The 10,562-nt window shown below is 46.5% G+C and carries 10 protein-coding genes; all 10 read right to left on the reverse strand.

Annotated elements, in window-relative coordinates; all coding sequences use genetic code 11:
- Positions 1–154: 154 nt before the first annotated feature.
- The 10 genes from tal to JGK39_RS30050 all read right to left on the reverse strand — a co-directional run bounded on the left by tal (position 155) and on the right by JGK39_RS30050 (position 10,433).
- The gene (gene tal / locus JGK39_RS30005; protein ID WP_293298517.1) at positions 155–1,309 is read right to left on the reverse strand and encodes a transaldolase; all 1,155 of its coding nucleotides are present in this window, start codon (positions 1,307–1,309) and stop codon (positions 155–157) included.
- Between the two features lie 184 nt (positions 1,310–1,493).
- Positions 1,494–2,567 (reverse strand): class 1 fructose-bisphosphatase, encoded by a 1,074-nt coding sequence (gene fbp / locus JGK39_RS30010; protein WP_293258477.1) that lies wholly within the window; start codon positions 2,565–2,567, stop codon positions 1,494–1,496.
- A 511-nt stretch (positions 2,568–3,078) separates the two neighbouring features.
- Positions 3,079–4,053, reverse strand: coding sequence for a DMT family transporter (locus JGK39_RS30015; protein ID WP_293258479.1), 975 nt, complete (start codon positions 4,051–4,053; stop codon positions 3,079–3,081).
- Entirely contained in the window at positions 4,050–4,754 is a 705-nt protein-coding gene (locus JGK39_RS30020; protein ID WP_293258481.1) for a hypothetical protein, read from the reverse strand. The genes JGK39_RS30015 and JGK39_RS30020 overlap by 4 nt, the downstream gene beginning before the upstream one ends.
- Positions 4,745–5,629 (reverse strand): formyl transferase, encoded by an 885-nt coding sequence (locus tag JGK39_RS30025; RefSeq protein ID WP_293258483.1) that lies wholly within the window; start codon positions 5,627–5,629, stop codon positions 4,745–4,747. Before JGK39_RS30025 ends, JGK39_RS30020 begins: the two co-directional genes overlap by 10 nt.
- 375 nt (positions 5,630–6,004) lie before the next feature.
- On the reverse strand, positions 6,005–7,462 hold the full coding sequence (locus JGK39_RS30030; protein WP_293298511.1) for an FAD-binding oxidoreductase: 1,458 nt from the start codon (positions 7,460–7,462) through the stop codon (positions 6,005–6,007).
- Positions 7,402–7,833 (reverse strand): hypothetical protein, encoded by a 432-nt coding sequence (locus JGK39_RS30035; RefSeq protein WP_293298514.1) that lies wholly within the window; start codon positions 7,831–7,833, stop codon positions 7,402–7,404. Before JGK39_RS30035 ends, JGK39_RS30030 begins: the two co-directional genes overlap by 61 nt.
- A gap of 393 nt (positions 7,834–8,226) precedes the next feature.
- On the reverse strand, positions 8,227–9,204 hold the full coding sequence (thrB, locus tag JGK39_RS30040) for a homoserine kinase (protein ID WP_293262302.1): 978 nt from the start codon (positions 9,202–9,204) through the stop codon (positions 8,227–8,229).
- A gap of 181 nt (positions 9,205–9,385) precedes the next feature.
- Complete coding sequence (locus tag JGK39_RS30045; RefSeq protein WP_293262305.1) at positions 9,386–9,862, reverse strand: tetratricopeptide repeat protein; 477 nt, start codon at positions 9,860–9,862, stop codon at positions 9,386–9,388.
- 4 nt (positions 9,863–9,866) lie between these two features.
- On the reverse strand, positions 9,867–10,433 hold the full coding sequence (locus JGK39_RS30050; protein ID WP_293262308.1) for a Uma2 family endonuclease: 567 nt from the start codon (positions 10,431–10,433) through the stop codon (positions 9,867–9,869).
- Positions 10,434–10,562: the final 129 nt, after the last annotated feature.

The raw sequence follows: 10,562 nt of genomic DNA on the forward strand, positions 1-10,562 counted from the left end.
CCAAAAATCATAGCTGATTTTACTCTGTGGGATTTTTGTCACCAATTGGTGTCATTTTTCCAGGTTCGGGCTGGAAAACTCACCATTCAAGAGCCAAAACAATTATCTATTCCGACTCCTAAATCCTTCTGCCTTCAAGGATACAGATATTTCCTTAAGCAACAGGTGAGAGCTTCTGCACTTTCTCTTCCAAGGAATCCATCAGGGATTGGAAGGGGCTGACAAATTTCTCGATCCCGTCGAGGAGCAAGTCTTCCATCACTTTGTCCAAGTTGATGTCGATGTCGGGATCTTTGAGACTTTCGATCAGGCTGTAAGCTTCTGCTACGTTATTCTCAATCCGGGGCGCGACATCGCAGTGATCGAAACAAGCTTCAACGGTATTCGGAGGCAAAGTGTTAACCGTGTCGGGGCCGATTAGCTCATCAACGTACATGACATCGCTGTAGTTGGGGTTTTTGGTGCTGGTACTCGCCCACAGCAAACGCTGGACTTTGGCTCCTTTGGCTGCTAAACCTTGCCAACGATCGCTCGCGACGATCTCTTTATACTTCTGGTAAGCTACCTTGGCATTGGCGATCGCAACTTTCCCCTTCACCGCTTCCAGTTTGGCTTTGGTGGAAATATCTGTGACATTTTTGAGTTTCTCGTCAATCTTGCCGTCGATATTGATGTCGATCCGGCTCAAGAAGAAACTGGCAACAGAAGCGATGTTGCTCGCATCCAAACCCTTAGCCGCCCGCGCTTCCAAACCGCGAATGTACGCCCAGAAAGTTTCGACGTAGCTGTCAACCGAGAACAGCAAAGTCACGTTAACGTTAATCCCTTCGCTGATAACTCGCTCTACGGCGGGCAAACCTTGGGCAGTTCCGGGAATCTTAATCATCACATTTGGTTTGCCGATCGCCTGATAATAGCGCAAAGCTTCGCTAATCGTACTTTCTGTATCGTTGGCGATCGTCGGCGGCACTTCGATGCTGATGTAACCGTCCAAACCCTTCGACTCTGCGTACACTGGGGCGAAGATGTCGCAAGCGTTGCGGATATCTTCAAATACCAGAGATTCGTAAATCTCCATGACAGATTTGCCCGCCCGGATTCCCGCTTCGATATCAGCGTCGTAAATTACATTACCCGCGATCGCCTTCTCGAAAATCGCCGGATTAGATGTAATCCCCCGCAGTCCCCGACTTTCAATCATCTCCTTGAGTTCGCCGGACTCGATCAGATTGCGAGTCAAATTGTCCATCCAAATACTTTGGCCAATTTCTTTGATTTCTAACAGGTGATTCGTTGTCGTTTCCGTCATTACTGTCGCTCCTACAATTTGAGAATTGATAGTTGATAATTGGGAATTGGCAAGTGGTAATTGGTAATTGGCAATTAAAACATTCTTCCATCCATCCATCCGTTACATCTTGTACACTGCTCGTTGCCGAACTTTCATCCATTCATCCGTTACATCCGTTGCACAATCCGTTGCCGAACTTCCTTCACTCTTGGAGTGTGCGAGAATTGCGCGATCGATCTTGAATAAAAGACTCAACCATCGCTACATTTTCTTTACTGCCAACAATCAAGGGCGATCGCTCGTGCAGTTTGGTCGGCACTACATCTAAGATGTCTTGAATGCCCGTACTGGCGCGCCCGCCGGCTTGCTCCATCAAAAACGCCAAAGGAGCCGATTCGTAGAGCAAGCGCAATTTGCCCTCGGGTTGTTTCACGGTTCCGGGGTACAAAAACACGCCTCCCTGAAATAAAATCCGGTGGAAATCTCCGACCAAAGCCCCGCCGTACCGCGCGGTGTAGCCTTCGCTGCGGTGTACGTAGCGAATGTAATCCCTCAAAGATTCCTCCCACTGCCAGAAATTGCCTTCATTAACGCTGTAAATCGGGCCGCGATCGGGAACCTTAATGTTTTCGTTAGCTAGAATAAACTCGCCCAAACTGGGATCGAGGGTAAAGGAATGAACGCCCTGCCCGATCGAATAAACCAGTATGGTACTGGGGCCGTAGAGCACGTAGCCGGCCGCGATTTGTTTGTGTCCGTGTTGCAGCAAGTCAGAAGCAGAACCGTCTGCATCCTCGCCTTCTTGCTTCCGGATGCTGAATATGGAGCCGACATCAAGATTGATGTCAAGATTGGAAGAACCGTCTATGGGGTCGTAGAGCAGACTGTAACGCCCGATCGGACAGTTTTCCGGAATGTAGTAGGGTTTTTCCATTTCCTCGGAAGCCAAACGGCAGACAAGTCCGCTTTGCTGGAATACCGAGATAAACACTTCATTAGCATAGATATCCATCTTTTTGACGGATTCTCCCTGCACGTTCACAGCCCCTGTAAACCCTAAAGCATCTTCCATTAATCCAGCTCTGCTGAGCCGCCGCGCGATCAGCTTAGCAGCTAGCCCGATGCGATTCATCAGAGCGCTGAGATCCTGAGCATCTGCACTAAAGCTGTGGAGTTGCTGGAGTACGTGACGGGATAGAGTCGTGCAATCGCGGTCTAAGGCTTGTACCTGCTCGGTCGGGCCCAGACGGGTTTCCCCTGTTGGCGCGTTTACCATGATGTTGATGTTCTCCCTGTCTTGCTGCTCGCTAGTTGGGGATTTTCAGGTGCTGGGCGCTCCTGTACCGGCTTTTAGGTCGATCGTCCCCTAACTTCTATCTTAGGAAGGCTTTGGGAAAAGGGGGTCGAACTTTAGGGTAACTTTAGATCCCCGCGCAAAATTGAGGAGTGCGATCGACTGTTGAGTCGGGATCTGTATTCAAAATCACTAAATTTTTTATTTATATGGGAATCGGGGTCGTCCGTGGCGATCAACTGCGATCGCGCGATCGTCCGTCATACAAAATTTTGATCGCTCGAAACAGAAAAATTACTTAAAAACGGGCGAGCGACTATTGACAAGTTGTGCACGAGTACGATCGCCCGTTCATTAAAGTTAATTGACAGGATATGATATTGACGAGCAACCTGGTGTGAGCTATGGCTCTCAAAATCTATTGCAGCAATTCGCTATGTATTTGTCGTTACACCATTCTTGAAAGCATTTACGATCCGATCTCCCAACTAATTTATTCCTTCTTTCTGCTCCTTATTTCTGCAACGCCAGATTCCGTGCGGTTAGTAATGATAATGCCGAAGACGATCAGCAACATACTGAAGATATGCACCAAAGTGATCGCTTCACCTAGAAAAAGCCACGCAGCAATGCCACTGAAGACTGGAACCAGGTAATACATTAAAGCTGCGCGGGAAGGACCGATTAGGATAATTGCCTTATTCCATGCAAGAAACGCCACCACAGATGAGAGAATTCCAACGTATAGTAACGCAAGCATGACCGAAGGATTGAAGACAACAGGGTGATAAATCCAACATTCCAGTGCATAGAAGGGCGTTAAGAACAACAGCCCTAAGCTAAAAGTGCATAGAGCGAATGTTGCCATTCGCAGGTTAGGTGGCTTGCGTTTTACTAGCATGGTATAGCCAGCAAAGATTATGGCTGCTAACAACATATACAGATCGCCAATTGCGAAGGAAATACTCAGCAGCTTCTCTAACGAGCCTCCCGCGATCAACAATACGACACCGAACACGACAATCGTGATTCCCGTGACACGTCTTAAGGAGATAAGTTCGCCATAAAAGAGACGAGACATGAGTACGATAAAAATGGGGGAAGAAGTGGCGATTAAAGCCAGGTTCATCGCCTGCGTTGTGTGACCCGCAATGTAGATCAAGGTGTTAAAAACAGTCACTCCTGACAACGCCGATACGGCCAAGTAGGGGAGATGTTTTTGAACCAGTTTCCAGTCTTCGACTGTCACCCGCATGGCAAATGGTGTCAAGGTCACAACGGCAATCGTCCATCGCCAAAAAGCTAGACCCACTGGTAGGATATCCTGATTAAAACTTCTGGCAACAATAAAGTTACCAGCCCAAATGATAGTGGCAACTAATGCCCAAAAATAACCCATTGAAACCAGAGACTTAGGCTGTGCTTGACTCAATATACCCCCTATCCCATTTAAGATTTTTCGTTTCATTCCTCAAGGAAATTGACGACCCATTTTGCGACCAGTTGAGCGTCGGGGTCGTCATCGAGTGAACGCAAGCCTGCGGAGAACACCGTTTCTTCCATGACATCTTTCCGGCGCAGCATTAACGCCTGCGTATAGGTCTTTTCATGCTCTGGATGTCCCTGAAAAGTCAAGACAGATCCGCCATATGTGACGACACTATAAGGGCAAAAGGGATTGCCCGCGATCGCCGTCGCATCCTTTGGCAATTCAATTACCTGGTCTTGATGAATCACCGGTAATTTGAAACTCTTGGCAAGAGGGATCATCCAAGGTTCTGTTTTATACACCTCACTTTGTGCCAACCCAACTCCCCAACCTTTGGGCGATTTGTACACCACTCCGCCTAGTGACTGCACGATTAGCTGATGACCGAAACAGATGCCAATCAACTTTTTCGTGGATTGCATATAGATATCGCGGATAAACTGAGAGAGAGTGCATAACCAAGGATCGTGGTCATAGACACTAGCTCTACTGCCAGTGATCGGGTAGGCATCACACTCAGAAATATCTTGTGGATAAATCTCCTCCACCACATCATAGCGACTAAACAAAAACTCTCTGCGCTCCTGACGCAGCCATGCTTCGACCATATCGGCATAGCTGCCAAAATCCTCTATGAGATCGTTGGGAACTCGATCCGTCTCCAGTATCCCTATTCGCATGACAACCTCTCCTCTAAAACTTGCTGTGCGATGGTTTCTTGCTCGAAGTTTTCCACTGGAATATGAGGCACTTGCTGTAGCCCTAATGACTTTTTTAGCCACAGCAGAAAGTCATGATGCGGTTTACGACTTCGGTGCCAATACATCATCCCATTTCCTACTTGGGGATAGCATTGGATGGATTGACTGCCAGCCTCAAAATCTTCAATAATCTCGAACAGCCTAAGCATTGCCAGATGTAAGGCACGGCAATATAAATGGTCATCATTGTCGTGCGGGTATATTGGTGGTTTCACAATTTCAATAATTTCGCCACCGTCTAGTTCGGACGAAACTACATGGAGCGTTGCAGCAATCTTGGCATAGTCTGCTTTATAGTAGGCGAAGAAGATGCAGTGATTGCCTCGGTAATCGGGAAGATAACCCCCATGCACATTGATCATGAAATCGGCTGCATGGATGACTTTTTTAGGAATGTACATGGTGCCACACACCACAGTGATATCTGGTTTGAAATCTCTGATGGCTTCGACCGTCTCTTGAGAGCCTATCCAATCAACGTATATCTTGTTTATATGGCTGATATTGCGTATAAGCGGTGAGAAATAGTCGCACCGATAGCGGCTTCTACCAGTGAGTTTTTGACGCTTTATATGCCAGTACCTGTATAGCCAGTCGATGTATTTAGCCTTCTGCCAAAGCCGTTGGTGCTGGTCTTTACCTGATTCTATAATAGCACCTACTAGGTCAAATCGAGCTGCGAGTTCGGAAATTAGGTAATGGTGCTGTGGATCATCGGAGCATAGTACCAAAATGCGTAGGCGCTTACTACAATCATTAACAAGAGTATAATTATTGCTGGTTCTTCTAATCACGATAAATTTATCCTTGTACTGTTAATGTTCATGAAAATTGCCTCCCATCTAGGCCCAGGGCTGATTCATTCTAAAATTTTCCAACTTTTCTAACTCTTATGCTGTAAGGTGTTGGGCAGATATTTCTAGCCAAGAAGTCCCTCATTATTGAAAACTATTGTTCTCCTTGCTATCAGAGGCTTTGGAAAGACGCAAATAGTCGATTGGAATTGAGAATGAATCAGCCATGCATCCACGCCTACGCTGTTTCAGTAAACTAAACTTGCCCTGTGCAAATGTACTCAAATTTCCCAAAAAGCTTAATAGTATAGTCAATAGAGCTATCGACCTTTTATAGGGAGTATCCAGTATCTGCAAGAGAGAAAATAGCCTAAATTAGCCTACAGCAATAGTTTCGAGGATGTGCCGATGGGGAATTTCATAGTAAAAGGAGGCAAAGCGGTTCGGATGATAAAGCTGATGCATAGAATGAAATTCTCCTTGGAGTGCTGCCAAAACCGCATTGGCAATCGCCGGCGATTGCGTAAAGCCTCCCGTATTGTGTCCTCCAGTAACGATCAATTTGCCGTCTCTGGCGACCTCAACAACCTCAAAAACCCCAAGGCTGGTAGATGTCCACGGACGTACGCAATATCGGCGGCTTGCCTTCAACAATCCATTTTGTTTTGCTGCCTCGTAGGCAGCAGGAAAATAGTGTTTTAGTGAATCTTCTATCCCGCAGTACATCGCTTCAAGATCATCGGGAAGTATATTATTGGGGTCAAGACCTGTATAACCGTAGCCCGATCCAAAGATCAAAATATCTTCCCCTTCAGAATCTGTGGCTACAGTGACATTCGCATCTTCTGTGATGTGATCCTTGCGAGCTATTTTTAACGAATGCTTGAGCTTCGGTGCTAAATTCGGGATGACCATCCAGCAACCTAACACACCCTGAATTTTGTTCTCCGCTTGTGTCCCTCTCAGTAATTCAGAACCATACACACCAGGAGAAATGACGTAATTATCTGCGGTGATCGTATGATTACCTGAGACCAGCCCGATGACAACACCGTGGTCGTCCCGAATAATTTTTTTAACGCTCTGATTCCAGAAGCATTGGATACCTAATCTCTCCAAACTATCGAGCAAGTTTTCGATAAATTTGTGTACATTAAGGGTAAAACCAACCACCTCGATTGCACCAACAACTAAGTCGCTTGCACAAGCATCTGCCAAGGCAGGGTATTTTTCTATCAACTCTTCAGGTGTCAAAGTACATCTTAAAGACTTTATCTCTCTATGGCGTTCAATACTTTGTCGATAATGTGATTCATCCGAGTACAGACGGACAATACCTTCCCGAAGTTCAACGTCTTGGAATAATTCCGAAGCATTCTCGATCAAATCTTCCCACAAGGGGTGGCTTTCATGGTTGAAAGACAAGATATCATTGTTGTAAACGTTTGCCAAATATGGGGGGACTGCTTCGTACTCGTGTATCCATGTCTTTTCAGGTATGGATATATTATTTTTATCGCAGATCATCCATCCAGATTCCGACACTTTACTGTCGAACAAATTGTTGAAGTGAGAGCTCGCTGTAAAGTCTTTGTCGTTGTAATTATCAGCCTCCGTGAGGGTAAACATCCTTGCGTCGCCGCCCCCACGTGTGCAGCCATATTTTGACCAGTGTTCGGATTTCCTAGGATCGGGCGAGGCATCATACATTGCAATGCAGTAACCGGCTTTTGTCAAATAATAGGCGGTTATAAGATTGACAATGCCGGCACCTACAAGAGCGACAGATACTTTTTGGTTTGCAGAAACGACACTCTTCTTACCCCCCCCCACACATGAGACCGCTTTGTATGGACACGCTCAGCCAAGATCAGTGGCTGAATATCGGGATGAATTCGATCATCAGGTACAGTAGTAAAAACTGGGACACCTGCAAACGAGAAATGTTTAGCTTCACCAGCGTACTGGCTATTACCATTTTGCACAATGAATCGCGCTGAATCAGGTGTTGCTAATACCCAACTTTTAACAACCTGTTCATCAGGCAATTTTTGGGCTATCAGAACATCTGGTCTAAGCTCAGTCAATGCCTTGGTTACGAAACGGTCTCCCTTGGTTTGCAAGTCAGGCCTATAGATAACGTTATCATTAAGGATTCCAAGCAGAACATCTTCCGCAACAGGGTAAGTAATCAAGATTCGCATTGAACTCTCCTTTGGTATTACCAATAATGAGTGAGCCATAGATGACCATCGGACTCTATCCACATTGGAATCATGTGGATGTAATGTATTTGTTGATACGGAAAAACTATATGAGCAAAGCTTACCCTTGTCAAGGTAATAAATAAAAAAGTTGGGGTAGCTGTGGCTATTGCCGAGCCCTGTCAAGGTGGTAAAAAAGTCCCTCAAACGCTTGAAATCTCATTGCGGGCGATTGATAAATCTTCTGACTCCGAGCGTCGATTAGCAATAAATAATATTTATTGCCAATGACCAGCTACTAGAGGGGTAGGCATCCTGTCTGCTCTTGCATGGCTTTTCTGGAGAGTTTTATTGCACCAAGACGCGGGCTGGTAGTCCGCACCTTACAAATTATTAACCATAAATTATCGCGCCTTGAGTATCGATCGCGATCGCCCTTACATCAGCCTTCACCCCAAATTCCATCCAAGCAGCCGCCATTTCCCTCACAACCGCATCAGCATTAGTAACATCCGTTAAAGCTAAAAGCGTCGGCCCCGCACCGCTAATTACCATCCCACAAGCCCCTGCATTCAGTGCAGCTTGTTGCACCGCTTCATATCCCCGAATCAAAGATTGGCGGTAAGGCTGGTGAATTTTATCTTGTAGGGCGCAGCGCAGCCAGTTTTTATCGCCCGTTTCCAAAGCCCGCACCAGCAAACCCACGTGTGCGGCATTGAAAATCGCGTCAGCCTTAGTGTAATCGTTGGGCAAAACCTTGCGCGCTTCGGCTGTAGAAAGTTCAAAATCGGGAATGGCCACCACAGGCACAATACTAGAATGCCAGGGAATATCGCAAATCTCCCAACCAAAGCCCTTTGCATCGTCATCTGAGCCTTCGGTGCGCCTCTGCAGTTGATTTTTCAAACTTGACGCAGCGAGGCGACAACCACCCAATAAAGCGGGGACAACGTTGTCGGGATGTCCTTCAAGTTCGATCGCCAATTGCATCACATCCACCTGACTCAAAGGCTTGCCGGCTAAACAATTCGCCCCTACCAACCCGCCGACAATAGCTGTAGCGGAACTTCCCAAACCCCTCGCCAGCGGTACTTGCATATCTATATGTATCGCCACTGGTGGGGGGGATTGACAGAGGTATTCGTATAACTTGACAAAGGCTTGGTAAGCGAGATTGCTGTCGTCTGTCTTGACTTTGGCAGCTTCGGCGCCTGTAACGGTAACTTTCAATTTCTCGGTTGCTGGCGGTTCGAGGAGGGAGAATTGGAAGCGGTTGTAGAGGCTTAAAGCGGCGCCGATGCAGTCGAATCCGGGGCCTAAGTTGGCGGTTGTGGCGGGTACAGTGACGGTGACGGTGGAGGTTGCAGGCATTTTTTGACGGGGTGAATTTGGAGTGTTCAACCGCAGATGGACGCAGATGAATGTTTGGTGTTTGTGCGATCGACTATTTTAACCGATTTCTAAAACATCTTCGTAAATTGAGGCGATCGCGCGATGTAATAGTTGATATTTTTTAAGCTGGGGAGATATTATACCCTGTTTCCCAAAACATTTACAGTAGCAGCCTGTGCAGGTGTTTCATTGCATCTTGATAATCTTCTGTTTTGCCGTCTTTTTGATAAAATTCTGCGGCTTTTTGGTAGTCAGCGATCGCGCCCGGTTTGTCTTCTAAAAAATAGCGGACTTTGGCGCGGTTGTAGTAAGCATCGGCATACTTCGGGTTAATTTCAATGGCGCGATCGAAGTCGGCTTTGGCTGCTGGATAGTCCTTGAGATAGCGGCCGCGAATGATGCCGCGTTTGTTGTAGGCTTTGGCGTAGTTGGGGTTGATGGCAATAGCTGCGGTGTAATCTGCGATCGCCCCTGAGATGTCTCCAGCCTCTGACTTGGCTAAAGCGCTGTTGAATAAGTCTTCAGCCGAATTTTGAACTATTAGTATTTGTGAGGGTTGGGTACAAATGGCAGGGGATATGCTGCCGAAAACGGTAACAAATCCACAAAGGGCGATCGCCCTGTAAAAGTATTTCATAAATCTAAGCAAAAATTCGAGCGACGGAACAACTAAAACCAGGTAACAAAGGTGAGGTCAATTCATCAGCACTCAACAGTGTAGCAACTAGCCTTAAACTTGCTTGTTCCCTGCGATAAACCTCAATTTGCTGCAACCGCCAATTCGCAATCCAGTATTCCTGTACTCCCCGCACTGAATAGAGTCTGAGTTTCAAATCTCTATCCCGTCTTTCATTGTCTGTACCAGCCGATAATACTTCAATAACTAACTCGGGGGCGGCGGTTAAATGACCGGCTTCATCTAGCAAGAGGGCCAAGCGTTCATTGCTCGCCCAAACTATATCGGGAATTACGTTATCGCTATCTGTGAAAATCAGCCCTGGATTGATTGCAGCTCGTCCTAAACCAGCAGACATCGACCAAGTATCAAGCACAGAGAAAAATCTGCCACAAGTCTGTTGATGACCCCAATGCGGTGCTCTAGTCACAAATAACTCTCCATCAATAAGTTCGTAACGATCGCCGTTATCGGGTAAGAGTTCTAAATCGGCGGTAGTCCAGCGTACTTTATCAGATATTGTCTGGCTCATACAAGCACTCTTGATAGGTGGTACAAACATTATAAACTGGTTTGTAGTAAGGACTTCAGTCCTCTCTCAGGTTTTTAGTCAATTAGGACTAAAGTCCTTACTACGAACAATATAAACTGGTTTGTAGTA

The sequence above is a fragment of the Microcoleus sp. PH2017_12_PCY_D_A genome (assembly GCF_020738565.1).
Classification (GTDB): domain Bacteria; phylum Cyanobacteriota; class Cyanobacteriia; order Cyanobacteriales; family Microcoleaceae; genus Microcoleus.

Bases quoted from the DNA above. Each gene is read 5' to 3' on its own strand.
- tal (WP_293298517.1), bottom strand. From the start codon at position 1,309: ATGACGGAAACGACAACGAATCACCTGTTAGAAATCAAAGAAATTGGC.
- fbp (WP_293258477.1), bottom strand. From the start codon at position 2,567: ATGGTAAACGCGCCAACAGGGGAAACCCGTCTGGGCCCGACCGAGCAG.
- JGK39_RS30015 (WP_293258479.1), bottom strand. From the start codon at position 4,053: ATGAAACGAAAAATCTTAAATGGGATAGGGGGTATATTGAGTCAAGCA.
- JGK39_RS30020 (WP_293258481.1), bottom strand. From the start codon at position 4,754: ATGCGAATAGGGATACTGGAGACGGATCGAGTTCCCAACGATCTCATA.
- JGK39_RS30035 (WP_293298514.1), bottom strand. From the start codon at position 7,833: ATGCGAATCTTGATTACTTACCCTGTTGCGGAAGATGTTCTGCTTGGA.
- thrB (WP_293262302.1), bottom strand. From the start codon at position 9,204: ATGCCTGCAACCTCCACCGTCACCGTCACTGTACCCGCCACAACCGCC.
- JGK39_RS30045 (WP_293262305.1), bottom strand. From the start codon at position 9,862: ATGAAATACTTTTACAGGGCGATCGCCCTTTGTGGATTTGTTACCGTT.
- JGK39_RS30050 (WP_293262308.1), bottom strand. From the start codon at position 10,433: ATGAGCCAGACAATATCTGATAAAGTACGCTGGACTACCGCCGATTTA.